This is a genomic window from Alsobacter sp. SYSU BS001988, from assembly GCF_054796215.1.
This window is the reverse complement of sequence record NZ_JBTAMK010000003.1, coordinates 72,211-97,790: the sequence shown is the minus strand read 5'-3', so window position 1 is coordinate 97,790 and position 25,580 is coordinate 72,211. Positions and strand designations below refer to the sequence as shown.

At 72.5% G+C, this 25,580-nt stretch carries 24 protein-coding genes; 13 read left to right on the top strand and 11 right to left on the bottom strand.

Features of this window, described 5'->3' with window-relative positions:
* Positions 1–3 precede the first annotated feature (3 nt).
* Positions 4–972, bottom strand: coding sequence for a 4-hydroxy-3-methylbut-2-enyl diphosphate reductase (gene ispH, locus ACYVO7_RS07515; protein WP_460449217.1), 969 nt, complete (start codon positions 970–972; stop codon positions 4–6).
* Positions 973–1,196: 224 nt separating this feature from the next.
* Between ispH and ACYVO7_RS07510 the strand changes: the two genes are divergently transcribed.
* The 4 genes from ACYVO7_RS07510 (at position 1,197) to ACYVO7_RS07495 (ending at position 7,096) form a co-directional block, all read left to right on the top strand.
* A complete protein-coding gene (locus ACYVO7_RS07510) occupies positions 1,197–3,083 on the top strand; it encodes a monovalent cation:proton antiporter-2 (CPA2) family protein (RefSeq protein ID WP_460449216.1) in 1,887 nt (628 codons plus the stop codon).
* Entirely contained in the window at positions 3,080–4,465 is a 1,386-nt protein-coding gene (locus tag ACYVO7_RS07505) for an MATE family efflux transporter (protein WP_460449215.1), read from the top strand. The genes ACYVO7_RS07510 and ACYVO7_RS07505 overlap by 4 nt, the downstream gene beginning before the upstream one ends.
* Positions 4,466–4,592: 127 nt before the next feature.
* Positions 4,593–5,558, top strand: coding sequence for a DUF937 domain-containing protein (locus ACYVO7_RS07500; protein ID WP_460449214.1), 966 nt, complete (start codon positions 4,593–4,595; stop codon positions 5,556–5,558).
* 167 nt (positions 5,559–5,725) lie between these two features.
* Positions 5,726–7,096 carry a glutamate--cysteine ligase gene (locus tag ACYVO7_RS07495; protein WP_460449213.1) on the top strand — a complete coding sequence of 457 codons (1,371 nt, stop codon included), beginning with the start codon at positions 5,726–5,728 and terminating at the stop codon, positions 7,094–7,096.
* 6 nt (positions 7,097–7,102) lie between these two features.
* Here ACYVO7_RS07495 and ACYVO7_RS07490 read toward each other — a convergent pair whose 3' ends face one another.
* Positions 7,103–7,960, bottom strand: coding sequence for a dienelactone hydrolase family protein (locus ACYVO7_RS07490; RefSeq protein ID WP_460449212.1), 858 nt, complete (start codon positions 7,958–7,960; stop codon positions 7,103–7,105).
* A gap of 125 nt (positions 7,961–8,085) precedes the next feature.
* On the opposite strand from ACYVO7_RS07490, the gene ACYVO7_RS07485 reads away from it, so the two are divergent.
* Entirely contained in the window at positions 8,086–8,307 is a 222-nt protein-coding gene (locus ACYVO7_RS07485; RefSeq protein ID WP_460449573.1) for a DUF2093 domain-containing protein, read from the top strand.
* 7 nt (positions 8,308–8,314) lie between these two features.
* On the opposite strand, the gene lpxK is transcribed toward ACYVO7_RS07485, so the two are convergent.
* The 5 genes from lpxK to ACYVO7_RS07460 all read right to left on the bottom strand — a co-directional run bounded on the left by lpxK (position 8,315) and on the right by ACYVO7_RS07460 (position 12,528).
* Entirely contained in the window at positions 8,315–9,316 is a 1,002-nt protein-coding gene (lpxK, locus tag ACYVO7_RS07480) for a tetraacyldisaccharide 4'-kinase (protein WP_460449211.1), read from the bottom strand.
* Positions 9,316–10,605: a 3-deoxy-D-manno-octulosonic acid transferase gene (locus tag ACYVO7_RS07475; protein ID WP_460449210.1), complete on the bottom strand. Its 1,290-nt coding sequence runs from the start codon at positions 10,603–10,605 to the stop codon at positions 9,316–9,318. The genes lpxK and ACYVO7_RS07475 overlap by 1 nt, the downstream gene beginning before the upstream one ends.
* Positions 10,602–11,333: a lysophospholipid acyltransferase family protein gene (locus ACYVO7_RS07470; RefSeq protein ID WP_460449209.1), complete on the bottom strand. Its 732-nt coding sequence runs from the start codon at positions 11,331–11,333 to the stop codon at positions 10,602–10,604. The genes ACYVO7_RS07475 and ACYVO7_RS07470 overlap by 4 nt, the downstream gene beginning before the upstream one ends.
* Before the next feature lie 24 nt (positions 11,334–11,357).
* Entirely contained in the window at positions 11,358–11,606 is a 249-nt protein-coding gene (locus tag ACYVO7_RS07465) for a DUF4170 domain-containing protein (protein ID WP_406856574.1), read from the bottom strand.
* A 70-nt stretch (positions 11,607–11,676) separates the two neighbouring features.
* A complete protein-coding gene (locus ACYVO7_RS07460; protein ID WP_460449208.1) occupies positions 11,677–12,528 on the bottom strand; it encodes a 3'(2'),5'-bisphosphate nucleotidase CysQ in 852 nt (283 codons plus the stop codon).
* Between the two features lie 223 nt (positions 12,529–12,751).
* On the opposite strand from ACYVO7_RS07460, the gene ACYVO7_RS07455 reads away from it, so the two are divergent.
* A complete protein-coding gene (locus ACYVO7_RS07455; protein ID WP_460449207.1) occupies positions 12,752–13,297 on the top strand; it encodes a DUF6101 family protein in 546 nt (181 codons plus the stop codon).
* A gap of 15 nt (positions 13,298–13,312) precedes the next feature.
* Here ACYVO7_RS07455 and ubiA read toward each other — a convergent pair whose 3' ends face one another.
* Both ubiA and ACYVO7_RS07445 read right to left on the bottom strand, forming a co-directional pair.
* Positions 13,313–14,254 carry a 4-hydroxybenzoate octaprenyltransferase gene (gene ubiA, locus ACYVO7_RS07450; RefSeq protein ID WP_460449572.1) on the bottom strand — a complete coding sequence of 314 codons (942 nt, stop codon included), beginning with the start codon at positions 14,252–14,254 and terminating at the stop codon, positions 13,313–13,315.
* A 44-nt stretch (positions 14,255–14,298) separates the two neighbouring features.
* Positions 14,299–14,799 (bottom strand): hypothetical protein, encoded by a 501-nt coding sequence (locus tag ACYVO7_RS07445; protein ID WP_460449206.1) that lies wholly within the window; start codon positions 14,797–14,799, stop codon positions 14,299–14,301.
* A gap of 195 nt (positions 14,800–14,994) precedes the next feature.
* On the opposite strand from ACYVO7_RS07445, the gene ACYVO7_RS07440 reads away from it, so the two are divergent.
* Positions 14,995–15,750: a 16S rRNA (uracil(1498)-N(3))-methyltransferase gene (locus ACYVO7_RS07440; RefSeq protein ID WP_460449205.1), complete on the top strand. Its 756-nt coding sequence runs from the start codon at positions 14,995–14,997 to the stop codon at positions 15,748–15,750.
* A 109-nt stretch (positions 15,751–15,859) separates the two neighbouring features.
* Here ACYVO7_RS07440 and ACYVO7_RS07435 read toward each other — a convergent pair whose 3' ends face one another.
* On the bottom strand, positions 15,860–16,219 hold the full coding sequence (locus ACYVO7_RS07435; protein ID WP_460449204.1) for a DUF1127 domain-containing protein: 360 nt from the start codon (positions 16,217–16,219) through the stop codon (positions 15,860–15,862).
* Between the two features lie 207 nt (positions 16,220–16,426).
* Between ACYVO7_RS07435 and ACYVO7_RS07430 the strand changes: the two genes are divergently transcribed.
* Complete coding sequence (locus tag ACYVO7_RS07430; protein WP_460449203.1) at positions 16,427–17,323, top strand: LysR substrate-binding domain-containing protein; 897 nt, start codon at positions 16,427–16,429, stop codon at positions 17,321–17,323.
* 25 nt (positions 17,324–17,348) lie between these two features.
* On the opposite strand, the gene ACYVO7_RS07425 is transcribed toward ACYVO7_RS07430, so the two are convergent.
* Complete coding sequence (locus tag ACYVO7_RS07425; RefSeq protein ID WP_460449202.1) at positions 17,349–17,525, bottom strand: Flp family type IVb pilin; 177 nt, start codon at positions 17,523–17,525, stop codon at positions 17,349–17,351.
* Positions 17,526–17,834: 309 nt separating this feature from the next.
* Here ACYVO7_RS07425 and ACYVO7_RS07420 point away from each other — a divergent pair, with 309 nt between their 5' ends.
* The 5 genes from ACYVO7_RS07420 to ACYVO7_RS07400 all read left to right on the top strand — a co-directional run bounded on the left by ACYVO7_RS07420 (position 17,835) and on the right by ACYVO7_RS07400 (position 25,553).
* Complete coding sequence (locus ACYVO7_RS07420) at positions 17,835–19,118, top strand: glycosyltransferase family protein (RefSeq protein ID WP_460449201.1); 1,284 nt, start codon at positions 17,835–17,837, stop codon at positions 19,116–19,118.
* 13 nt (positions 19,119–19,131) lie between these two features.
* Positions 19,132–20,442 carry a glycosyltransferase family 4 protein gene (locus ACYVO7_RS07415; RefSeq protein WP_460449200.1) on the top strand — a complete coding sequence of 437 codons (1,311 nt, stop codon included), beginning with the start codon at positions 19,132–19,134 and terminating at the stop codon, positions 20,440–20,442.
* The gene (locus ACYVO7_RS07410) at positions 20,442–21,575 is read left to right on the top strand and encodes a glycosyltransferase family 4 protein (protein ID WP_460449199.1); all 1,134 of its coding nucleotides are present in this window, start codon (positions 20,442–20,444) and stop codon (positions 21,573–21,575) included. The genes ACYVO7_RS07415 and ACYVO7_RS07410 overlap by 1 nt, the downstream gene beginning before the upstream one ends.
* Positions 21,572–23,509 (top strand): glycosyltransferase, encoded by a 1,938-nt coding sequence (locus ACYVO7_RS07405; protein ID WP_460449198.1) that lies wholly within the window; start codon positions 21,572–21,574, stop codon positions 23,507–23,509. The genes ACYVO7_RS07410 and ACYVO7_RS07405 overlap by 4 nt, the downstream gene beginning before the upstream one ends.
* 127 nt (positions 23,510–23,636) lie before the next feature.
* A complete protein-coding gene (locus ACYVO7_RS07400) occupies positions 23,637–25,553 on the top strand; it encodes an ABC transporter ATP-binding protein (RefSeq protein ID WP_460449197.1) in 1,917 nt (638 codons plus the stop codon).
* Positions 25,554–25,580: the final 27 nt, after the last annotated feature.

Here is a 25,580-nt window from a genome sequence, read left to right as displayed (position 1 = left end):
GCCCTACTCCGCGGCCGCGCCGCGCAGCTCGCGCGGCAAGGGGAAGAACACGCTCTCGTCGGCGGTCGACACGGTCTCGACCGTGACGGCGTAGCGCGCCGCGAAGGCGTCGATGATCTCCTCGACCAGCACCTCGGGCGCCGAGGCGCCGGCGGTGACGCCGAGCGAAGCGATGGCCCCGAAGACCGCCCAGTCGATGTCCTGCGCGCGCAGCACCAGGCGCGCCACCGGGCACCCGGCCCGCTCGGCGACCTCCTTCAGGCGCTGCGAGTTGGAGGAATTGGGCGAGCCCACCACCAGCATCGCGTCGACCCGCGGCGCGACGGCCTTCACGGCCTCCTGCCGGTTCGTGGTGGCGTAGCAGATGTCTTCCTTGTGGGGCGCGACGATGGCCGGGAAACGGGCGCGCAGCGCGTCCACGATCTCGCGGGTGTCGTCGACGGAGAGCGTGGTCTGGGTCACGAAGGCCAGGGTCCGAGGGTCCGGCGGCTGCAGGCGCTCGACGTCCGCGACGGTCTCGACCAGCAGCACCGCGCCTTCCGGGAGCTGGCCCATCGTGCCGACCACTTCGGGGTGGCCGGAATGCCCGACCAGCACGACCGTGCGGCCGCGCCTCCAGTGCACCTCGGCCTCGCGATGGACCTTGGTGACCAGCGGGCACGTCGCGTCGACGGCGAAGAAGCGGCGCTCGGCGGCCTCGGCGGGCACGGACTTCGGCACGCCGTGGGCGGAGAACACCACCGGCGCCGAGGTCTCGGGAATTTCGGAGAGCTCGTCCACGAAGACCGCGCCTTTGCGCCGCAGGCTCTCCACGACATATTTGTTGTGCACGATCTCGTGGCGCACATAGACCGGCGGGCCGTAGGCCTTCAGGGCCTGCTCCACCGCGTCGATGGCGCGCACGACCCCGGCGCAGAAGCCGCGAGGGGCGCAGAGAAGCACGGTCAGAGGCGGCTTTTCGTCTGTCATCATGGGCGCTGGGGTTGCCTCCGGCCGGCCCGGCGGAGGCTTCGTCGGCCCGTGGGCCGCCAGATCTTGTGGGGGCTGGACCGTGCGAGGTCAAGCCGGGCGGGCGCGGCGACGCGCCGGCGGCTGGTCCGCTCAGGGACGCCTGCAAGCCCCGGCTTGCGGCGCGGCCCTCGCCTCCGGCGGCCCGGCGGCTTAGAGTGCGGTTTCGATCTCCCCCAAGAGGCGGCATGGCTGACCATCCCGAAGCGAGCTTCCTCGCGCCGATCCTGATTTTCTGTCTCAGCGCCGTCGTCGCCGTGCCGCTGTTCAAGCGGCTGGGGCTCGGGGCCGTCATCGGCTACCTCGTCGCCGGCCTGGCCATCGGCCCGGCGGGCCTGCGGCTCTTCACCGACGCCCACATGGTCCGCACCGTAGCGGAGATCGGCGTCGTCATGCTGCTCTTCGTGATCGGGCTGGAGCTCAAGCCCAGCAAGCTCTTCGCCATGCGGCGCGACATCTTCGGCCTGGGGGCGGCGCAGTTCCTCGTCTCCGGAGCCGTGATCGCCGCCGCCGCGATCCCGCTCGGCGTGCCGCTGAACGGGGCGATCCTGCTGGGCGTGTCGCTGGCCCTCTCGGCCACCGCCATCGCGCTGCAGATCCTGGACGAGCGCGGCACGCTGCAGACCCCGCACGGGCAGCGCACCTTCGCGGTCCTGCTGTTCCAGGACATGTCCGTGGTGCCGATCCTGGCGCTCGTGCCGCTGCTGGCCCCCGGCTCGGCCAACGCCGGCGGCACGGATCTGGCCGGCGGCCTGCTGGCGACCGCCCAGGCGCTGGGATCGATCGCCGCCATCGTGCTGGCCGGCCGCTACCTGCTGAACCCGTTCTTCCGCGTCCTGGCCTGGACCGAGGCCCGCGAGGTGATGACGGCCGCGGCGCTCCTGGTGGTGCTCGGCGCCGCGCTCATCATGGAGCACGCCGGCATGTCGATGGCGCTCGGCGCGTTCCTGGCGGGGCTGCTGCTGGCCGAATCGAATTTCAGGCACCAGCTCGAGGCCGACATCGAGCCCTTCCGCGGGCTGCTCCTGGGCCTGTTCTTCATGAGCGTCGGCATGGGCATGGACGCCCGGCTGATCCTGTCCAACGCGCTGCTGCTGGCGCTGGCCGCCGCCGGCCTGATCGCGCTCAAGATCGGCGTCGCCTATGCGCTGGAGCGCTGGATGGGGTCGCCCCGGCGCGACGCCCTGCGCAGCGCGGCGCTGCTCGCGCCGGCGGGCGAATTCTCCTTCGTCCTCGTCCCGATGGCGGGCGCGCTCGCGATCCTGTCGCCGGCGCAGGCGGGCCTCGCCTCCGCGGTGGCGGCGCTCACCATGGTGCTGGGCCCGGTGGTGGCCAAGGGGATCGAGATCGCGCTGGAGCGCCGGGACGCCTCCCGGCCGACCCCGGAGTTCGACCTCGACAGCTTCGACGGGGCGCATGGCGCCGCGCTGGTGATCGGCTTCGGCCGTTTCGGCCAGCTCGCCACGCAGGTGCTGCTCGCCGACGGCGTCGACGTCACCGTCATCGACAAGGACGTCGACCGCATCAAGGCGGCCGGACGGTTCGGCTTCAAGGTCTATTACGGCGACGGCTGCCGCCTCGACGTGCTGCGGGCGAGCGGCGCCGGCACCGCCCGCGTCATCGCGGTGTGCGTCGACGACCGCCACGCCGCGCTCGCCATCGTGGAGCTGGCGCGGCTGAACTTCCCGCTCGCGCAGGTCCACGCCCGCGCCTATGACCGCATCCATGCGGTCGACCTGATCAAGGCCGGGGTCGACTACCAGGTGCGCGAGACGCTCGTCTCGGCGCTCGAGTTCGGCCGCGAGACCCTGGTCGCGCTGGGCGCCGACGAGCAGAGGGCCGAGGAGGTCCGCCAGGCCGTGCGCGACCGCGACGAGCAGCGACTGGCGCTGCAGCAGGCCGAGGGCAAGCTGCGCCCGGCCGACTACACCAAGATCGCCCCGCGCTTCACGCCCGAGCCCCTCACCGCCCCCAAGGCGAAGTCGAAGGCGCTCTCCGCCGAGACGCAGGACGTCATCGATTCGCGCGACGGCTCGGCGCGCAGCAGCGCCGACGCGCCGGGCGGGGCCCCATGAGCGTCGCGGCCGCCGCCGGACGGGACGACGCGGTCTTCACGCGCGGCTCCACCATGCGGCACGTGGTGGTGATGTCCTCCACGGGGGCCGTCGGGCTGCTGGCGATCTTCGCCGTGGACCTCCTGTCGCTGCTCTACATCTCCTGGCTCAAGGACGTGAACATCACGGCCGGCGTGGGCTTCGCCACCACGGTCGGGTTCTTCGCCATGTCGGTGAATATCGGCCTCGTCATCGCCGTCTCGGCTGTCGTGTCGCGCGCCCTGGGGGCCAGGGACAGGGCCCACGCGCGGCGGCTCGCCGCCTCGGCGCTGGCGCATTCGGCCGTCGTCAGCGCGCTCGTCGCGGTGCTCATGATGGCGAGCATGCATCTGCTCCTGCAGGAGCTGGGAGCCGCCGGCCAGGCCCGCGACGTGGCCGTGCGCTTCCTTTCCATCACCCTGCCGTCCAACGTCCTGATGGGGCTCGGGATGGCGTTTTCCGGCGTGCTGCGCGCCGCGGGCGACGCGCGCCGGGGCATGTTCGTGACGCTGTCGGGCGGGCTCGTGACCGCCGTCGTCGACCCGCTGCTCATCTTCGGCGCCGGGCTCGGGGCGGACGGCGCGGCCTGGGCCGTCGTCCTGTCGCGCGTCACCTTCTGCGTCGTCGGTTACCGGGCGGCGGTGCGGGTGCACGATCTCGTCGCTCCCTTCGACCTGCGGGCGATCCTGGAGGACGTCTGGCCCGTGGCCCGGATCGCCGCGCCGGCCATCGCCACCAACCTCGCCACCCCGGTGGCGAACGGGTTCATGACGTCGGTCATCGCGCCCTTCGGCGAGAGCGCCGTGGCGGCCAACGCGATCATGATGCGCCTGGCGCCGGTCGCCTTCGCGGCGGTCTTCGCCCTGACGGGAGCCGTCGGGCCGATCTTCGGCCAGAACCTCGGGGCGCGCCTCTATGACCGGGTCCGCCGGACGCTCACCGACGGCCTGGTCTTCACGCTGACCAGCGTGCTGGTCGCGTGGGCTGCGCTGTTCTGGGCGCGCGACGCGATCATCTTCGTCTTCGCCGCGCAGGGGGAGACCGCCGAGCTGGTCGGCTTCTTCTGCACCGTCCTGGCGGGCAGCTGGATGTTCCACGGCGCGCTCTACGTGGCGAACTCCGCCTTCAACAATCTGGGCTTCCCGCTGCTCGCCACCGCGTTCAACTGGGGCAAGGCCACGCTGGGGACGATACCGTTCGCCGTGGCGGGCGCGCGCCTCGGCGGCCCGGAAGGCGCGTTGCTGGGGCAGGCCGCCGGCGCGGTGCTGTTCGGCCTCGGCGGCGCCTGGGCCGCCTATGCGCAGGTCGGCCGGCTGGCCCGCAAGGCGGAGCTGGCGCCGGTCGACGCGGTGGCGCCCGCCTGAGCGCGCCGGAGGATCCGATGATGATTTGGCAATCGATGCAACCCATGAGACGTTGAAAGCGAGCAATGCACGTTGGTCCAGCGAGCGGGCCGACGGTGAACCACGAAGCCCATGAAGGGCCGCCACCATGATCAACCTGTTCGAGATGATGCAGAATGCGCAAGGCGGCCAGGCGGTCGACAACCTGGCGCGCCAGTTCGGCCTGACGGCGAACCAGAGCGAGGCCGCCGTCGACGCGTTGCTGCCCGCCTTCACGATCGCGCTGCGCCGCCAGCTGAAGAACCCGCAGGCCTGGCCGTTGCTGATGGCGGCGCTCTCGGTGCCGCCCGCGCCGACATCGGCCGCGACGCCGTTCACGCCCTTCACTCCGCAGGGGGCGCAGCAGGGCGAAGCGGTGCTGGGCGCCCTGTTCGGCTCCGGCGACCTCGGCCGGCAGGTCGCCGCCCAGGCCGCCGCCGCGACCGGCATGAGCGCCAGCGTCATGCAGCAGATGCTGCCGGCCATGGCCGCCATGCTGCAGGGCGGGGCGTGGAAGACCTTCGGCGACAGCCTCGCGGCGATGACAGGCGCCTATGCGAAGCAGATGGGCCTTGCGCCCGGGACCGGATCGCCGTCCGGCGGCGCGGGCCGCGGGCCCGACATGCCGATGGGAGTTCCCGAGAACTGGGGCGAGATCCTGGGAGAGCTGATGGCCGGCCCGCCGCCGCCCAAGCCCGAGCCGGCGGCGCCCGCCAACCCGTTCGATCCCGCCGGAATGGGCGAGCTGATCAGCCGGATGATGAGCGCCGGCGCGGCCGGGCTCTCGGCGGCCGGCGCCGCGACGCCCGAGCCCGCGCCGCCCCCGGCCGCGCCGGAGCCGCCTCCCGCTCCGCCCAGGCCGGCCGCGAAGGCGAAGGCGAAGGCGAAGGCGACGCCTCCGGAGCCCGAAGCCGCCGCCGCGCCGCCGCCCGAGCAGGAGGAGGCGGCCGCGCCCGCCGCCGGACTGGACGCGCTGACGCGCCTGATCGAGACGGGCCGCGAGGTGCAGCAGCAGCATATGCGCAACCTGCAGGCCGTGATGTCGCAGGTCTGGGGCGGCGACGCCAAGAGCTGAGCGGCTTCGCCCCGGGCGCCCCGGCGTTTGCAGACCCTTTGGCCTGTTCTGCCCGAGCTTGCACGCGTGCAAGCGACATGGCGGCGTCCGGCATTGCTTCGTTGCGGCGGGCGCATTAATGAACGCAGTCCGGCCTGCCCTCGGGCCCGATTTTCCAGGAACCGCCCATGGCCCGTGACCAGTCCGACCCGACGCCGATCGAAGACCGCGCCGAACTGGTGGCCTGGTTCGAGAAGGGCCTGAAGCCGGCGTCGGAATTCAGGCTGGGCACGGAGCACGAGAAATTCGGCTTCTACACGCATGACCATGCGCCGGTCCCCTATGCGGGTCCGAGAGGCATCCGTGCCATCCTGGAGGGTCTCCAGACGCGCATCGGCTGGGAGGCCATCATGGATGGCGTGGCCATCATCGGCCTCTCCGATCCGATGGGCGGCGGCGCCATCTCGCTCGAGCCCGGCGGCCAGTTCGAGCTGTCCGGCGCGCCGGTGGAGACGCTGCACGAGACCCGCTCCGAGCTGGCCCAGCACATGGACGCGGTGAACTCCGTCGCCGGGCCCCTCGGCATCGGCTTCCTGGGCCTCGGCCACAGCCCGACCTGGACCAGGGCCGAGACGCCCGTGATGCCGAAGCAGCGCTACGCCATCATGGCGAACTACATGCCCAAGGTCGGCGCGCGCGGGCTGGACATGATGTTCCGCACCTGCACCGTGCAGGTGAACCTCGATTTCGCCACCGAAGCCGACATGGTCAGGAAGCTGCGCGTGTCGCTGGCGCTTCAGCCGGTCGCGACCGCGCTGTTCGCCAATTCGCCCTTCTCGGAGGGCAAGCCGAACGGCTTCAAGTCCATCCGCTCCGAGATCTGGCGCGACACGGACAACCACCGCTCCGGCATGATCCCGTTCGCCTTCGAGAGCGGGATGGGCTTCGAGCGCTATGTCGACTACGCGCTCGACGTGCCGATGTATTTCGTCAAGCGCGGGGACACGTATCACGACGTGGCGGGCGCCTCGTTCCGCGACCTCCTGCGCGGGAAGCTTCCGCAGCTCCCGGGCGAGCGCGCCACCATCTCCGACTGGGCGAACCACCTGTCCACGCTGTTCCCCGAGGTCCGGCTGAAGCGCTACCTGGAGATGCGCGGCGCCGACATGGGCCTCTCCGACATGGTGGTGGGGCTCCCGGCCTTCTGGACCGGGCTGCTCTATGACCAGGGCGTGCTGGACGAAGCCTGGGAGCTGGTGAAGGACTGGACCGACGCGGAGCGTCAGCAGCTGCGCGACGCCGCGCCCCGGCTCGCGCTGGCGGCGCCGTTCCGGGGCGGATCGGTCCTCGACATCGTCCGCGAGGCGGTGGCGCTGTCGCGCAAGGGGCTCGCCCGGCGGGCGCGTCTGGACGCGGCCGGCCAGGACGAGACCATCCATCTCGCCGCCCTGGAGGAGATCGCCGCGACGGGGCGCACCCGCGCCGACGACCTGCTGGCGCTCTACGAGACGGCGTGGGACCGCTCGGTGGACCCGGTCTTCTCCACCAACCAGCTCTGAGGCGGGTCAGCGGGCCAGGAAGGCGGGGACCCGCGCGATGGCGTCCTCGCGGCCGGCCGGGTCCGTCCCGGCCTGGGCCTCGCCGGTGTCGCTGGCCGTGAAGGCCAGACCCCGCCGGGTCACGACCGGCGCGCCCGGACTGTCGAAATCATGGAAGGCGCCCTGATAGGCGACCAGGGTCGCGGCGCGGCCGGCGGCTTTCGCCTGGTCGACGAGCCGGCGGCAACTCTCCACCGGCGTCCAGTCGTCGTTCTCGCCCATCAGGATCAGCAGCGGCGCGCGGGGCTTGTAGCCGCCGCGCTCGGCCAGGGCGCGGCATCCCGGGTAGAACGCCACCGCGCGGGCGAAATCGGGGCCGTCGCCCATCGCGGCGCGGCTCGTCTTGCTGTCCTTGATGGCATAGAGCGTCGTGGCCGCCCCGTTCGACCAGCCCATCAGCGACACCGCCTCGGGCTTCACGAAGGGCTGGCTCTGCAGCCAGCGGCGCGCCGCGTGGGCGTCGGCTTGGCGCTGCGCGCTGGGCCGCACGGTCCTGTCGCGATTGCGGCATTGCGGCCCCACGGCGCGCGGCCCGTAGCTGTCGGGCATCAGCACGGCGAAGCCCTGGGCGGCCAGGCGCTCGCCCCAGTCCTCGTCGCGCGGGCTCACCTTGCCGTTGCGCAGGAACAGCCCCCCGCAGCCGTGTAGGGCGACCACGGCCGGGAACGGGCCCGGACCCTCGGGCTTGTAGAGCACGGCCGCCAGCACCACATCCGACCCCGTCAGCCGGATGCGTTGCGGCTCCGCGCGGGCCGGCGAGGACAGGGCCAGCGCGCCGGCGCAGGCCGCTCCCAGAGCGGCGGACAGCACGGACGTGAGACGCATGACGAACGCCTGCGGCTTGGAGGATGCTGCGCCCTGCGATACACCATCGCGGCGCAGGGCGTGAGCGCCCAGAGTGTCCCCTGTCCGGCGACCATCCGCAAGATCGAGTAGGAGAGATGCCCGTGCTGAACCGTTTCGACCGCCGTGGACCGGTGCAGGGGGAAGCGGTCGTCGAATATCTCGACGGCGACTTCCGCATCGTCAAGCCCGGCGCCTATGTGCGGTGCGCCGTCACGCGACAGCCGATCCCGATCGAGGAACTGCGCTACTGGAACGTCGACCGGCAGGAAGCCTACGCGTCGCGCGAGGCGATCATCGAGCGGCTCGGCGGCAAGACGGCTCCCTAGCGCCGGCTCAGCGCCTGGCGCGGACGGGCGGCAGCCGGGCCAGGAGCGCCTTGAGGGCGGCCGGGTCCCTGAAGGCGAGGCGCACCGGCAGGACGCGCAGCATCCCCTCTTCGCCGGGCGCCAGCACGTCCCGCAGGCGCACCAGATCCTTCTCGGTGGTGACCGGCGTCAGCTTGCGCGTCCTGGCCTGGCCGAGCAGCGCCGCGGCGTCGGCGCGGGTGAAGCGGTGGTGGTCCGGGAAGGCGCGCTGCTCCGCCACGGTCACGCCGGCGTCGCGCAGCGTGTCGAACATCTTGTCCGGCCTGCCGATCCCCGCGAAGGCGAAGACCCGGTCGCGGCGAAGCGCCGCAATGGCCTTCGGGTCCGGCGTCAGGTCCGCGTGCAGGACGGTCGCGCCCGCCGCCTGCGCCTCACGGGCGACCTCCGCGCCGGGCGCGCCCTCGCCGATCACCAGCACGGCCTCGACATGGCCGAGCTGCGCCGCCAGGGGCGCGCGCAACGGACCGGCCGGGATGCAGCGCCCGTTCCCGACCCCGTACTGGCCGTCCACCACCGCGATGCGCAGGTCCTTGGCGAGAGCCGGGTTCTGCAGGCCGTCATCCATGACGATGACGTCGCCCAGCGCCGCCGCGAGCTTCGCGCCGGCCACCCGGTCGGGCGACACCACCGTCGGGGCGTGGCGGGCCAGCAGCAGGGGCTCGTCGCCGGTGAGCTGGTGGGTGTGCCGCGACAGGTCCACCCGGATGGGTTCGCGCACCGCCCCGCCATAGCCGCGCGACAGGAAGGCCGGCCGCCAGCCGAGATCCCGCAGCGCTTCGGCGAGGGCGATCGCGGTCGGGGTCTTGCCGGCGCCGCCGGCCGTGAAGTTGCCCACGCACAGGACGGGGACGTCGGCCCGTTCGCCCGCCCGGGCCATCCGGCGCGCCGCCAAGGCTCCGTAGACCCGCCCCAGCGGGGCCAAGAGCATCCCGGCGCCCCCCGTCTCCCGCCAGAAGGCGGGAGCGCGCATCAGCGCGCCTCCAGGCGCATCTGCATCAGATAGGGCTCGATGGCCGCCATCGTGCGGTCCATCGCGCCGCCGAGCTCCTCCACGGTGGCGGCGGCGGCGCGCGCCATGCGGCGCAGCTTCGCGCCGTCGTTCAGGAGCCGCATCAGGGTGTTGGCCAGCTCCTGGGCGTCGGGAATCGCGAGCGATCCGCCGTCGCGGTCGAGCGCGGCGTAGACGTCGGCGAAGTTCTGCACATGGGGCCCATGCAGGATCGCCGCGCCCAGCTTGGCCGGCTCGATCGGGTTCTGTCCGCCATCGCCCACCAGCGACTTGCCGACGAACACCACCGGCGCGACCCGATAGAAGAGGCCCAGCTCGCCCATGGTGTCGGCGACGTAGACGTCCGCGCCTTTCTCCGGCTCCAGCCCGCGCGACCGCTGGACGGCGCGCAGCTCGAAATCGGCGGCGATCTCCACGATCTCGGCCCCCCGCCGGGGATGGCGCGGGGCGATGATGGTGAGCAGCCCCGGAAAATGCGGCGCGATGGCGCGGTGGACCGCGGCGACGATCTCCTCCTCGCCCGGATGGGTGGAGGCCGCGATCCAGACCGGGCGGCCGGCGATGACGCCGTTCAGCGCCGACACCCGCAGCGGGTCGGCCGGCGGGGGCGGCACGTCGAATTTGAGGTTGCCGGCGACCCCGACCCGCGGAGCGCCGAGCCGGGCGAGCCTGTCGGCGTCCGCCGTCGTCTGGGCGAGGCACAGGTCAAAGCGCGACAGCACCGCCTCGATCATGCCGTGCATGCGCTGCCAGCGGCGGAAGCTGCGCTCCGACATGCGGGCGTTGACCAGCACGAGCGGGATGGCGCGCCGGTCGGCTTCCACCAGCATGTTGGGCCAGATCTCGGACTCGGCGATCAGCACGAGGTCGGGCCGCCAGTGGTCCAGGAAGCGGCGCACATAGGCCGGCACGTCCAGCGGCACGAACTGGTAGCAGGCGCCCGGCGGCAGGCGGCGCTCCAGCAGCCGCGCCGAGGTGACGGTCCCGGACGTGACCAGCACGTTGAGGCCGCGCTGCGTCAGCCGCTCGACGAGGGGCACGAGCGACAGCGTCTCGCCGACGCTGGCCCCGTGCAGCCAGGCGAGGCGCCCGGGCGGGCGGGCGGCGCTCGGCTCCCCCCGGCGCTCGCCGATGCGGGTGCGCTCCTCCTTGCCGCGGCGGGCCCGCTGCTCCAGCAGCAAGCGCGCGAAGGGGCCGAAGAGGCTGGTCCCGGCCGCATAGACGCGAAGCGAAAGCGGAAGCGCGCTCACGCGGCCCTCTCCCGCATGGGGCGACGCAGCGCCGCGCCCGGATCCCGGCCTCCCACGAGCCGGAAGGCGCGGTCGTGCACGGCGTCGAGCTCATGCTCCAGGCGGGCCCGCGCCTGCTCCAGGGCGGCGTCGTCCGCGTCGCGATCGACATGGATGGGCTCGCCGATGGCCACGACGCCCCGCCCGAAGGGCAGCCCGATGGAGGTGCGGTCCCAATTGGCCAGCGTGATGCGCCGGCTGGTCACCACGGCCGCCGGGATGATCGGCCGGCCGGACATGCGCGCCAGGGTCACGATGCCGAGCCCGGCGATGCGGGCCTTCTTGGGGATATCGGCCGTCAGGGTGACGTTGTCGCCCTGCTGCAGCGCCCGCAGCATTTCGCGCAGGCCGTAGACGCCGCCGCGCTTGTGCATCTTGGAGGGCTTGCCGCCGGAGGCGCGGATGGGCCGGATGCCGAAGCTCTCGCAGGCGGCGGCGTTGATGCCGCCATCGCCATGGCGCGAGATCAGCACGGCGTAGCGGTCCTGCGGGCGCTTGCCGAGCGGGATCATGAAGTGCTGCCCATGCCACAGCGCGCAGATGAACGGCGCCTGCGCGTCGAGGCGCTCGAACAGGTCCGGCGGATCGACGCTGAAGCGGTTGGTCTTGCCCACGAGCCGCAGATAGCCGGCCAGCATGCGGCCAATGGCCGTCTGCACGCCTTGCGAGCGTCCGATCCTGGTCAACATGGGTCTGGCCGCGTCGGCAGCGCCTCAGCCCGCCGCGCCGGAGGCGCTCGCAGGATCGAGCAACCGGTGAAGATGCACGATGAAGTAGCGCATATGGGCATTGTCGACCGTGGACTGCGCCTTGGCTTTCCATGCCGCATGGGCGGACGCATAGTTCGGGAAAACGCCCACGATGTCGAGCTTGGACAGGTCCCGGAACTCGGTCCCGTCGAGGCTGACGAGTTCACCGCCGAACACGAGATGGGGAAGCTGTTTGGCGGGAGCGGTCGTCATCGGTCAGGTCCTTGGCGGCGTTTCGGATCAGGAAGGAAGCTGCGCGGGCCGCAGCCATGAAGGGTCCCGGCTAGAGGCCGGCGATCGCGTCCTTGTGGCCGGCCGCCTGCGACAGCGCGCCGTTCGCGATCATGCCGGCCAGCTCGGCGGCGAGGCCGGACGAGGCCACCACGAGGGCTTCGTGCATCGTGCTGGGCCGGTTGTAGCGCGGCGTCGCGCCCGTCGCGGTCACGATCTCAGCGCCGGCGGCGGAGACGATGGCGTGGGCGGCGGCCAGGTCCCAGTCATGGGCCCTGCCGCCGGCGAGCGCGCCGTCGATGGAGCTGTCGGCGACATGCACGAGGCGGTAGGCCAGAGAGTGGATGCGCGGCATGCGCCGGAACGGCGTGCCCGCCGCCTGCATGGCGTCCAGCATCGGGCCGGGCCCGGCGATGCGGGCGTTCTCGACCAAATCGAGCCCCGACGCGCGGATCTCGACGCCGTTCTTCAGCGCCGGGCCGCCCGGCAGGGCCTCGTACATCACCTCGGCCACGGGCGCGTAGACGAAGCCGGCGACGGCGACGCCGTCCTCCACGATTCCGAGCGCGACCGTCCAGTCCGTGTCGCCCCGCGCGAAGGAGCGCGTGCCGTCGATGGGGTCCACCACCCAGACATGGCGCCGGCCGAGCCGCGACGGGTCGTCGGCGGTCTCCTCCGAGAGCCAGCCGAAGCCGGGAGCAAGCCCCATGAGGCGGGCCTTCAGGAAGGCGTCGACCGCGAGGTCGGCCTCCGTGACGGGCGAGCCGCCCTCCTTGTAGCTGATGCCGGCGCGCGTCTTCCCGCCGTGCCGGAAATAGCCCAGCGCGATGCGGCCCGCCTCGATGGCGGCCTCGCGCGCGGCCTGCAGCGCGCCCTCCGGGATGTGGCTCGGGGTCAGGGCCATCAACGATTCCAATACGCGGGGACGAGGTCTTCTAGCCCCGATGCCGCGGCGCGGCAAGCTGCGGCCAAGCTGCAAGCTCCTGTCAAGGAAAACGGGCGTTAACCCGCCCAAACGGACCCGTTAACCAGTCCGCTTAAGCGATTCCCAGATGGACCGGGGCATGATCCCAGGCAAGAGAGCGGACCCAAAAAAGATCGGGCCGCCAGCGTCTTGGGAGACGTCGATGTCTGTGCAGGATCATGACCGCCCGACTCCGGACGGGTCGGCGGGCCGCCTCGAGCGGCCCGTCCGGCCGCCGGCCAGCGAAGCCCCGCTGGTCCGCAGCGAGCTCGTCGGTCGGCTCGCCGACATGGTGGTCGCCGGCCCGTTCGCGGGCCGCCGCACCATCGCGCGGGGCGCCAGCGGCGTGCTCCTCTCCCAGAGCGGGGTCGCGGCGGACCTCTACGACATCAGCATGGTCTATGCGGACGGGCGCGGCCCGGCGGTGCTCGTCTCGGCCCAGGACGACAGCGCCGTCGTGGCGCAGTGGCGCAAGACCGCCATGGCGTTCGGCCTGCCGCTCCTGGTGATGCGGGACGACGGGGCCGTGCTGCAGCCCTATGAGCATTGCGGCGCCGTCACGGTCGGCCCCTTCCGCTACCGCCGTCGCAACGCCACGCTCAGACGGCGGCGCCCGCGGTTCCTGCAGCGGCGCAAATGCGGACGCCTGCCCGAGCGGCCGCTCGTGCGCCGCGAGCGCGACATGTCGCCGGATGCGTGGACCCGCTGACCCGCGGCCGAACGCTCACGCGGTCCTCAGGACCGCCTCCAGGACCAGCCCGGCGAAAAACAACAGCCCCGCATCGCGATTCGACCGGAAGAGGCGCAGCGCCACGGCGCCGTTCGCCTTGCGCAGCGTCCGCACCTGCCAGAACAGATGCGCCGCGAAGGCGAGCAGGCCCAAATGGGCCAACGGCCCCAGATGGGCGCCGTTCACCGCCGCCCCGGCCGCCACGATGGCGATGAGATAGAGCGCCCCCACGGCCTCGCGCGCATGCGCGCCGAACATGCGGGCCGTGGACTTGATCCCGGCCAGGACGTCGTCCTCCAGGTCCTGGATGGCGTAGACGGTGTCGTAGCCCATCGTCCAGGCGATGGCGGCCACGTAGAGGAAGACCGGCGGCCAGGCGAGCGAGCCGAAATGCGCCGCCCAGCCCATCAGTCCGCCCCACGCGAAAGCCAGGCCCAGCACGGCCTGGGGCCAAGAGGTGATGCGCTTCATGAAGGGATAGATCGCGACGAATCCGAGCGACGCGAAGCCGGCCACGATGGCGAAGCCGTTGAAACAGAGGAGGACCGCCAGCCCGACGAGGCACTGCGCCGCCAGAAAGACGGCCGCCTGCCGGGCCGAGACCTGCCCGGACGGGATCGGGCGGCCGCGGGTGCGCTCGACCTGCCGGTCCAGGTCGCGGTCGACGATGTCGTTATAGGTGGACCCGGCCCCCCGCATGGCTACCGCGCCGATCCAGAACAGCGCCAGATGCGCGATGCTGGGCGGGCCGGAGCGGTCGACGGCCGACGCCAGCGCGGCGGACCACCAGCAGGGCAGGAGCAGAAGCCACCAGCCGATCGGGCGGTCGATCCGCGCCAGCCTCAGATAAGGCCGCCAGGACGGCGGCGCATAGGCGTCGACGATGTTGCCGCGCGGCGCGTCCGGCACCGGCGCGTCCAGGGTCCGCGCGTTCAGGCGTTGCGCGTCGAGGTCTTTCGCGCCCGTCGCCGGGCTGTCGCTCACAGGGCGCCTTGCGGCATCTTGATGGGCCCGCCGACGATGTCGTCGCCGCCGCCGAACAGGCCGGGCTGCTTCTGGCCGCCGCCCTGCCGGGCCTGGGCCTCCATCTTCTTCTGCATGGCCGCGGCCTGGCAGGCGTTGGCCTTGGCCTTGGCGACCTGCGCGCCCTGGGCGCCGACATTGGTGGCGACCTCCGGCGGCACGTGGCACCACTCGGAGTTCGACTTCAGCCACGGCATGATCTTGGCGCCGTTGTTGGCCAGGGAGGTGAACACGCCGCAGGCCTCCGCGGCGGTGGGCTTCTTCTTGGCGAAGCCCTGGGCGCGCTGGAGCAGCTTGCCGCGCTCCTGCAGCATCGGCCCGATCTCGGCGCAGTCGGCGGCCTGCGAGAACGCCGGCCCGACCGCGCAGGCCATCGCCAGGGCCGCTCCGAGGCTCGCTCCGATGACGGTGGCCGCGCCCCGCGCCGAGCGCCGACCCTGCGTTAGTGCCGCGAACATGCTTCGTCCCCTGTCAGACATCGGCCTTCCTTTACCAGTCGGGGGCGAGGCTTTGCAATCTGTGGACATGGCGGACCCCGCGCTTTCCCCCACGCTCTGGCCCCAGACCCGCGATGGCGAGGGCCGTAGTCCAAGAAAACGGCTGAAATCCGGTTGCGCCGCCTTTACACACGGGGGCCCGCACAGGAGAGAACCGTGGCCTCCTACGATTTCCGCGCCCAGAGGCTCTTCGTCGACGCTCCGCTGGCTCCCGGGGCCGAGGTGGCGCTCGAGCGCGATCCGTCGCATTACCTCCTGAACGTGCTGCGCCTCCAGGAGGGCGATCCCGTGCTGGTGTTCAACGGCCGGGACGGCGAGTTCAAGGCGAGCCTCGGCAAGGGCGGCAAGAAGGCGGCGGTCCTGTCGATCGGCCCGCGGACCCGCGCCCAGCCGGCCGCCGGGGACGTGCACTACCTCTTCGCGCCGCTCAAGCACGCGCGGCTGGACTACATGGTCCAGAAGGCGGTCGAGATGGGCGCCTCGCTGATCCGGCCCGTGGTGACGCGCCGCACCCAGGTCTCGCGCATCAATCTGGAGCGCATGCGGGCGAACGCCATCGAGGCCGCCGAGCAGTGCGGCGTGCTGGCCGTGCCCGAGGTCGCCGACGAGACGCGGCTCGACCGCCTGCTGGACGGCTGGGAGCCGGGCCGGCTGCTGATCTTCTGCGACGAGGACGCCGAGACGGCGGACCCGATCGCCGCCCTGAAAGGCGTCGCGCCCGGCCCCGCGGCGGTGCTGATCGGCCCGGAAGGCGGCTTCTCCGCCGAGGAAAGGGAGGCCCTGCGGAGGCTTCCCCACGTGCTGAGGCTGTCGCTGGGACCGCGCATCCTCAGGGCCGACACCGCCGCGGTGGCGGCGCTGACGCTGGTGCAGGCGGTGCTGGGGGACTGGGCGTCCCATTCGGATCGCTGAATCGAGTCATCACCGATCGTGATGAAAAGAGGCCCCGTCTGGGCGAGACGGGGCCTCAGGAGCGAGCCGCGGGAGGGGGAACGCGCGACCCGCTAAGCGGGATGAAGGTTCAGGCGGCGCGTCCGGCCTGGACCGGCGCGGCGACGCGCGGCGAAATCGTCAGAATCCGAGCCGATCGAAGGCTTTCCCGCAGGCGCATCGTCTCGTGCTGGCGCGCCTGGCTCGCCGAAGCGCAGAGATGAATCGAGGCGTCGCTGACGGACGCGTCGGACAGGGCCTCGAACACGTCGCCGCGGGCCACGCCGAGATCGCGCAGCAGATAATCGTCGAGGGCGAGCAGCTCGGCCACCTGGCGACGGTTGCGCCAGCGCTTCCAGGCCGTCCCGATGCGGCCGGCCAGCACGGCGACGGCGCGCGCGGGGGCGACGGCGTTCGCGGCGGCGAGGACCTGCGGATCGGGGGAGGTCATGGAAAGCTCCTGTGTCGGCGTCGGGCCGGTCGGGCCCGGGATGCGGCCGCGACCACCGCGACCTCGGCGTCAGGGATACTCCCGCCCGGTCCATGAATAAAACGAATGTTCATGATGGACTGCATCATGGAAATCGATCATTGTCATTGAGACGTCACGGCACGAGGGCGCCCGCGCCCGCGCGCAAACCGAAACGCAGGCCGCGCCATGCACCTCCTGGACATCGACCAGCTCAAGACCTTCGTGGCGATCTCGGACACCGGCTCCTTCACCAAGGCGGCCGACGTCGTGCACAAGACGCAATCCGCCGTCTCCATGCAGATGAAGCGGCTCGAGGAGCGGCTCGGAAAGCCGGTGTTCGAGCGGGACGGGCGCGCCTCGCGGCTCACCGAGGACGGCGAGCGCCTGCTCGACTACGCGCGCCGCATCCTGCGCCTCAACGTGGAATGCCTGGCGAGCTTCGCGGACGCCGAACTGGCCGGCCGGGTGCGGCTCGGCGTGCCGGACGACTACGCCGACCGATACCTGCCGGAGATCCTGGCGCGGTTCTCGCGATCGAACCCGAAGGTGGAGGTCACCGTCGTGTGCGAGCCCACCCCGATGCTGGCGGACCGGATCCAGACCAGCGATCTGGACCTCGCCATCATCACCCATGTGGAAAGCCGCGGCCACGCCGAGATCATCCGCAAGGAGCGGCTGCTCTGGGTGTCGTCGCAGCGGCATGCGGTGCACGAGGAGAGGCTGCTGCCGCTGGCGCTGGGACGCCCGACCTGCAACTGGCGCCAGGCCGCGACCGAGCGGCTCGACCGCATCGGCCGGCCCTACCGCATCCTCTACGCCAGCTGGAACTCCAACGCGGTCGGGGCGGCGGTTCTGGCCGGGCTCGCCGTGGGCGTGCTTCCCGAGAGCGCGGCGCGGCCCGGCATGCGGGTGCTCGGGCCTTCGGAGGGCTTCCCCGCCCTGCCCTCGTGCAAGATCGGGCTGATGCGCAACCGCCACGAGAGCTCGGCGCTGTCGGACGCCCTGGCGGGCCACATCGTGTCCAGCCTGGACAACCTGAAGGGCGCGAACATCGCGGGCGACGACATGATGGCGGCCGAATAGGAGCGGCGCCGCGCGGACCCGCGGCTCAGCTCGTGGCGCCGAAGAACTGCGTCAGGATGGTGCTGTACATCACCGTCAGGGCCGATTTCAGAGATCCGGTCGCGCCCACCAGCACCGTCGCGATGATGGCGGCGATGAGGCCGTACTCGACGGCGGTCGCTCCATCTTCGCTCTTCCAGAAGTTCAGCCAATGACGGGACATGACGGCGCTCTGATCCTGTTACGCTCCACGATAGACGCCGCGATTTAACGTATCCTGTTGCATAGACTGAAAATACACGCATTGGTTGCAACCAGACGGGAGCCATGGCGGACCGGGGCGGCGGGCGGCCTCGGTCGGCGCCGACAGGCCGGACGATGTTTTTGCGCGTGCGAAATCCCGGTCCATTCGCTAGTCTTGGGGGGTCAGGCTGGGATCGACGCCGCATCGGCGCCATCCGGTCGCACAGGATCCCGGCCGACAAGGGGCCGGCTCCCTGAACTTGGCGCCCTGCACGGGAGTCGGTGATTGATGTTTCAGCCGGTCTCTACCTCCGGTGCAGGCGACTGGGCGGCTCCCGAACGCCGATCGCCACGCGTTCTGATCTACAGCCACGACACGTTCGGGCTCGGACATCTGCGCCGGTCGCGGGCCATCGCCAACGCTCTCGTGGCCTCCGCGCCGGACGCGTCGGTGGTGATCATCACCGGGTCGCCGGTGGTCGGCAGCTTCGATTTCGGCAACGGCGTGGACTTCGTCCGCGTGCCGGGCGTCGTGAAGCTGCCCAATGGCGACTACACCAGCCTCAACCTCAATCTCGGCCTCGACGAGGCCGTGGCGATGCGCGAGGCCATCATCCGCAACACGGCTCTGGCCCTCTCCCCCGACATCGTGATCGTCGACAAGGAGCCCACCGGGTTCCGGGGCGAGATCCTGCCGACCCTGGACGCCATGAAGGCCCGCGGCGCGCGGCTGGTGCTCGGCATACGGGACGTCATGGACGAGCCGGCGCTGCTGCTGCCCGAGTGGGAGCGCAAGGGCGCCAGGCAGGCGCTGATCGACTATTACGACGACATCTGGATCTACGGCCTGAAGGAGCTCTACGACCCGCTGGTCGCGCTGGAGCTGCCGGACGCCGTCAAGCAGCGGATCACCTATACGGGCTATCTGCGGCGCGAACTGCCGGACGAGCCGCAGCTCGCCCGCTATCCCAAGCTCACCCGCGGCCCCTTCGTGCTGGTCACCACCGGGGGCGGAGGCGACGGCGCGGACCTGATCGACTGGGTGGTCTCCGCCTATGAGCACGACGACAGCATCGCCATCCCGGCGCTCGTGGTGTTCGGCCCCTTCATCGCCCGCACGACGCGGCGCGCCTTCATGGACCGGATCGCCAAGCTCGACCGGGTGGACGCCATCATGTTCGATTCCAAGATCGAGCACCTGATGCAGCGCGCCTCCGCCATCGTGGCGATGGGCGGCTACAACACGTTCTGCGAGATCCTGTCCCTCGACAAGCCGGCCCTCATCGTGCCGCGCAAGACGCCGCGCCTGGAGCAGGCGATCCGGGCGACCTGCGCCGAGCGGCTGGGCCTGCTGCGCCAGCTGGACGGGCTCGACGCTCCGGCGAGCGGCCGCGACCCGGTCGAGATGGCCCGGGCCATCCGGGCGCTGCGCGACCAGCCCAAGCCCTCGCAGGCCTTCGTGCCGGGCCTCCTGGACGGCCTCGACAGCATCGGCGCGATGACCAAGCCCTGGTTCGAGGAGGCGCGGCGCCATCGCGTCCCCCTGAACGGCGTGGGGCTCGCCGCCGAATGATCCGCGCCGCGGAATGACCGCCGCCCCGACGCCCGAAGGCCGCCGCATCGCCGTGGTGGTGAAGGGCTATCCGCGCCTGTCGGAGACTTTCATCGCCCAGGAGATCCTGGGGCTGGAGCGGGCCGGCGCGTCCATCGAGATCTGGGCGCTCCGCCGCCCCACCGACAAGGCCGTGCACGCCCTCAACCGGGCGATCGCCGCGCCGGTCCGCTATCTGCCGGAATATCTCCACCAGGAGCCGCTTCGCGTGCTGCGCGGCGCCTGGGCGGCGCGGCGCCGGCCGGCGCTCGGGGCGCTGCTGCGCGCCTTCTGGCGCGACCTGCTGCGGGACCCGACGCCCAATCGCGGCCGGCGCCTCGGCCAGGCCCTGGCGATGGCGCGCGAGCTCGATCCGGAGATCCGGCACGTCCATGTGCATTACCTCCACACCCCCGCATCCGTGGTGCGCTACGCCTGCCTGCTGAGCGGGCGCACTTTCAGCTTCTCGGCGCACGCCAAGGACATCTGGACCACGCCGGACTGGGAGAAGCGCGAGAAGATCGAGGCCGCCCGATGGGGCGTCACCTGCACCCGGATGGGCCTGGACGAGCTGCGGCGCCTGTCGCCGCCCTCGGCGCCCGGACGGGTGTCGCTGGCCTATCACGGGCTCGACCTCGGCCGCTTCCCGCCGGCGCCGGCGCGCCGGCCCGACCGCACCGGGGCCGATCCCGCCTCGCCGGTCGTCATCCTGTCGGTCGGGCGCGCGGTGGCCAAGAAGGGCTACGCCGACCTCCTGGCCGCGCTGGCGCTGCTCCCGGCCGGCCTCAGCTGGCGCTTCGTTCATATCGGCTCCGGCGAGCTGCGGGACGCCCTGCGGCGCCAGGCGGAGGCGGCGGGCCTTTCGGACCGGATCGCATGGCGCGGCGGGCTCGCGCAGGACGCGGTGATCGCCGCCATGCGGGACGCCGACCTGTTCGCGCTGCCCTGCCGCGAGGGCGACCATGGCGACCGCGACGGTCTTCCCAACGTCATCATGGAGGCCGCCACGCAGGCGCTGCCGATCCTGTCCACCGACTTCGCGGGCGTTCCGGAGTTCGTCGAGGCCGGGGTCACCGGGCTCCTGACCCCGCCCGCCGACCCCGCAGCCCTGGCGGCCGCGCTGGAGAGGCTGATCCGCGACCCCGCCCTGCGGCGGCGGCTCGGGCAGGCCGCGGCCTCCAAGGTGCGCACGGCCTTCTCGTTCGACGCCGGGGTGCGGCACGTCCTGGACCGCCTGCAAGACCCGGACGGGCTGGGCGCGGCCGAGGGCGCGCCCGCTGCGGCGCCGGCGCGCGTCGCGGTCTGATGCGCGTCGTCTTCCATGCTCCGCTGAAGCCGCCCGACCACCCCGAACCCTCCGGGGACCGCGCGGTGGCGCGGCTGATCCTGGAGGCGCTGCGGCTGGCCGGCGTCGCCGCCGAGACGCCCTGCGGCCTGCGCATGTTCGACCGCGACGGCGACGAGCGGCTGACGGCTCGCCTCGCCGAGGAGGCCCGCGGTCAGGCCGCCGCCTATGCGCAGGAGGTTCGCCTGCGCCCCGCGCCGGAGCGGCCGAGCGCCGTGCTGAGCTACCACGTCCACTACAAGGCGCCGGACGTCTTCGGCCCGGCCGTGGCGACCGCGCTGGGCCTGCCCTATCTGGTCGCCGAAGGGTCCCGGGCGCCCAAGCGGGCCCATGGACCGTGGAGCCTCGGCCACGCTCTGGCCGAGGCGGCGCTCGACCGCGCCGACGCGGTGCTGGTGATGAACCCGGCCGACCGCGAGATGCTGGAGGCCGCCCGTCCTCCGGGCCAGCGGCTCCTGCCCTTCCCGCCCTTCCTGGACGCGCAGGCCTGGCCCGACGCCTCCGGTCTGCGCGACGCGCGCGCGCCGGGGCCTCCCGCGGCCCTCCTCGCCGTGGCGATGATGCGCCCCGGCGACAAGCTCGCCTCCTATCGGCTCCTCGCCGACAGCCTGGAGCAGGCGCGGGACGCTGCCTGGACGCTTGACGTCGTCGGCGACGGCGCGGCGCGGGCGGAGGTGGAGGCGGCATTCGCCGGCCTGCGGGAGCGCGTGCGCTTCCACGGCGCGCTCGGCCCCGACGGCCTCGCCCGGCGCTACGCCATGGCCGACCTGCTGGTCTGGCCGGCCGTGCGCGAAGCCTACGGGATGGCCTTCCTGGAGGCCGCCCTGCAGGGTTGCCCGGCCCTGGCCGGCGACTTCGGCGGGGTCGGGGCGGTGGTGCTGGACGGCGTCACGGGCGTGCTGGCGCCGGCGGGCGACGCCGGCGCCTTCGCCGACGCCCTGCGGCGGCTCCTCGCCGACCCGGCCGGCCTCGGCGCGCTGGGGCGCGCCGCCCGCCAGCGGGTCCTCGCCTCCCGCTCGACGGCCGGCGCGGCGCAGATCCTGCGCGCGGCGCTGGACTCCGCCTGCGCGACTGGCCAAGGTCCGCCGCCGTGAGCCTGTCGGTTCTCATCGTCGTCACCCATCTGCTGGGGGTCGGGCACCTCGCCCGGGCCGCCGCGATCGCGCGCGCCATGGCGTTGCGCGGGCATCGGGCGACGCTGGTCAGCGGCGGCCGACCCGCGCCGCTGGTCCGGCTGGACGGCGTGACGCTCGTTCAGCTCGCGCCGGTGCATTGCGAGGGGGCCGACTTCGCCACCCTCCTGGGCGAGGACGGCGCGCCGGTCGCCCCCGAGGCGCTGGCCGGCAGGCGAGAGGCGCTGCTGGCGGCCTTCGCGGCGGCGCAGCCGGACGTCCTCGTCACGGAACTCTTTCCCTTCGGCCGGCGCCAGCTCGCGGACGAGTTCCTGGCCCTGCTGGACGAGGCGGCCGCCCGGCGTCCCCGGCCGGCGGTGGTCTGCTCCATCCGCGACGTGCTGAACCCTCCGTCCAAGTCCGGCCGGGCGGCCGAGGCGCTGGATCGGCTGGGCCTCTTCTACGACCGGGCGCTCGTGCACGGCGATCCCGGCGCCATGCCGCTTCGCGCCTCCTGGCCGGTCGAGGAGGCGCTGGAGCGGCGCCTCGTCTATACGGGCTATGTGAGCGACGACGGGGCGCCTCCCGCCGTGGCGCCCGCCGCCGGGCGGGATGCAGGCTCGGGCGAGGTCGTCGTCTCCGGCGGCGGAGGCCCGGCCGGCCTTCCCCTGCTGCGCGCCGCCGCCGAGGCCGGGGCCATGGATCCCGAGAGGCGGGTCTGGCGCATCCTGGTCGGGCACGGGGCGCCGGCGGCCGCCTTCGAGGCGCTCGCGCGGGCCGCCCATGGCGCCGAAACGGTGATCGTGGAGCGCGCCCGCCCGGATTTTCGCGCCCTCCTGGCGCGCGCCGCCGTCTCGGTCAGCCAGGCCGGGTACAACACCATCCTGGATCTCGCCGCCGTCCGGGCCCGGGCCGTGGTGGTCCCCTTCGCCGCCGGAGGCGAGCGCGAGCAGGGCCTGCGCGCGGCGTGGTTCGAGAAGGCCGGCTGCCTCGAAGCGCTCCCGGAGGACCGCCTCGCCCCCGCCGCCCTGCTCCAGGCCGTCGACCGGGCGGCCCGCCGTCCGAGGCCGGACTGGTCCGTGCGGCTCGACGGCGCGGCCGCCAGCGCCGACGCGCTGGAGGAGGAGGCCGCCGGAGCGCGCCGCCGCGCCGCCGGCTGGGAGAGGCTCGAGGCCGCCCTGGACCGCCTCGGCCGGCTCGGCATGCGCCTCGACCTGTGGTGGCGGGACGACGACTGCGTCGCGCCCTCCCCGGCTCTGGACCGGCTGCTGGGCCTGTCGCGGCGGGCGGGCGCTCCGCTGGCGCTCGCGGTGGTGCCCGCCGCGGTCGACCCGGCCCTGCGGCGCATCCTCGCCGGCGCGCCGCAGGCGAGCGTGATCCAGCATGGCTACGCCCACGCCAACCACGCCGGCCCCGGGGGCAAGAAGCGCGAGCTCGGCGACGCCCCGGCGGAGCTCGTGCTGGCCGAGCTCGCCTTCGGGCGCGAGCGGCTGGAGGAGCTCTTCGGCGCCCGCTCCCTGCCCATCCTGGCCCCGCCCTGGAACCGGATCGACGCCGCGCTCGTCCCGCTGCTGCCCCGCTGCGGCTTTCGCGGGCTCTCGACCTTCAAGCCGCGCGCCCAAGCCTCCCCGGCCCCCGGCCTCCTGCAGGTCAACACGCATTTCGACCCGATCGACTGGCGCGGATCGCGCGGCCTGGCCGACGAGGGCGCGCTGCTCGCGTCCTTCGCCGACCACGTGGACGCCGTCGCCGAGGGCCGCGCCGACCCGGACGAGGCCTATGGCCTGCTGACGCATCACCTCGTCCATGACGGGTGGGTCTGGCGATTCCTGGAGGAGCTGCTGGGCCGTCTGGCCGAGACGCGATCGGTGCGGTTCGTCTCCGCCGCGCAGGCGTTCCGGCTGCGGGAACAATGATTCGCCCGAAAGATGGGCGAAACCGGCTTTACGTGCGTTGTGTCAGCGAGAGCACAATTCGCGTGACGGTCGCGACATGTTCGGCGCACATTGTCGCCATGGCCGCTGGCGGAGACCGGAATCGAGGATGACCGCAGAACCGCTCGTCAGCATTCGCGATCTGGCCGTCGATTTCGACGGCGACGCGGGACTCGTGCACGCGGTCCGCGGCGTCTCCTTCGACCTTCACGCAGGCCGCACGCTGGCCGTGGTGGGCGAGTCCGGCTCCGGCAAGTCCGTCACCGCCAACGCGATGCTGCGGCTGCTGCCCAAGCGCGGGCGCATCGTCAACGGCTCCATCGTGCTGCGCGACCCGGAGGGCGGCGGCCCGGTCGACATCGTCAAGCTGGATCCCAATTGCGAGAAGATGCGCCAGCTCCGGGGCGCCCGGATGGCGATGATCTTCCAGGAGCCCATGACCTCGCTGTCGCCGCTGCACACGGTCGGCGACCAGGTCACCGAGGCCCTGCGCATCCACGAGGAGGCGACGCTCCCGGAAGCGCAGGAGCGCGCCATGGCGGTGTTCCGCCGCGTCGGCTTCCGCGACCCGAAGGCGATGCTGACCACCTACCCGTTCGAACTCTCCGGCGGCATGCGCCAGCGCGCCATGATCGCGATGGCGCTGATCTGCAAGCCGGCGCTGCTGATCGCCGACGAGCCCACGACCGCGCTCGACGTGACCACGCAGGCCCAGATCCTGGCGCTGATCAAGGAGCTGCAGGCCGAGACCCAGATGGCCGTGCTGCTCATCACCCACGATCTCGGCGTGGTGGCCAACATGGCCGACGACGTGGTGGTGATGTATCGCGGCCAGGTCATGGAGCGCGGCGACCTGGAGGACATCTTCCGCCGGCCGCAGCACCCCTATCTGACGGCGCTGATGCGGGCCGTGCCGCATTTCGACATGAAGCTGGGCGAGCGCCTGACGCCCCTGCGCGAGATCCGCATCGACCCCGCGGCCGCGGCCGCCGCCGCCCATTGCACGCGCGACCCCATCCCGGCCGGACTCACCGTGCTGGACGTGGACGGCGTCACCAAGACCTTCACGCTGCGCTCCGGCGGCCTCTTCGGCAAGCCGCAGCGGATCTCCGCGCTCTCCAATGTCAGCCTGTCGCTGCCCGCGGGCGAGACGCTCGGGCTCGTGGGCGAGTCGGGGTCCGGCAAGACCACCCTGTCCAAGGTGATCATGCGCGCCATGGCGCCGGACTGCGGCAGCGTCCGCTTCGACGACGGATCGGGACCGCGCGACGTCTTCAAGCTCGCCGGGCCGGACCTGAAGGCCTACCGGCGCGCCGTGCAGTTCGTGTTCCAGGACCCGTTCTCGAGCCTCGACCCGCGCATGACGGTCTACGACATCCTGGCCGAGCCGCTGCGCATCCACCACATCGGCAACGAGGACGAACGCTTCGCGCGGGTGAAGGACCTCCTGGAGCTGGTAGGCCTCGACCAGCGCTCGATGCGGCGCTATCCGCATTCGTTCTCCGGCGGCCAGCGGCAGCGGATCGGGCTCGCCCGGGCGCTCGCCCTCAACCCCGCCGTGATCCTGTGCGACGAGCCCACCTCGGCGCTGGACGTCTCCGTGCAGGCCCAGATCCTGAACCTGCTCAAGGACCTGCAGTCCGCGCTCGGGCTGTCCTACCTGTTCGTCTCCCACAATCTGGCGGTGGTCGACTACATGGCCGACGACATCGCGGTGATGTGCCGGGGCGTCATCGTCGAGAAGGCCCCGCGCGAGACGCTGTTCCGCTCGCCGCGGCACCCCTACACGCAGGCCCTCCTGGCCGCGGTCCCCAGCCCCGACCTCGACCATCCGCTCGATTTCTCCCGCGTGACGCAGGGCGGGTTCTCCGAGCCCGCGGACTGGCCGGAGCCGTTCCGCCTCAAGACGGGCGAGACCTGGCCCCAGCTCGTCGAGGTGGAGCCCGGCCACTGCATCGCGCTAGCCCGGCCGGCGCCGGACGCGGCGCGCGAACCCGAGCAGCCGGCCATGAGGGCGGCGTCATGAGCGCGCTCCCGCGACGGCCGGACATCC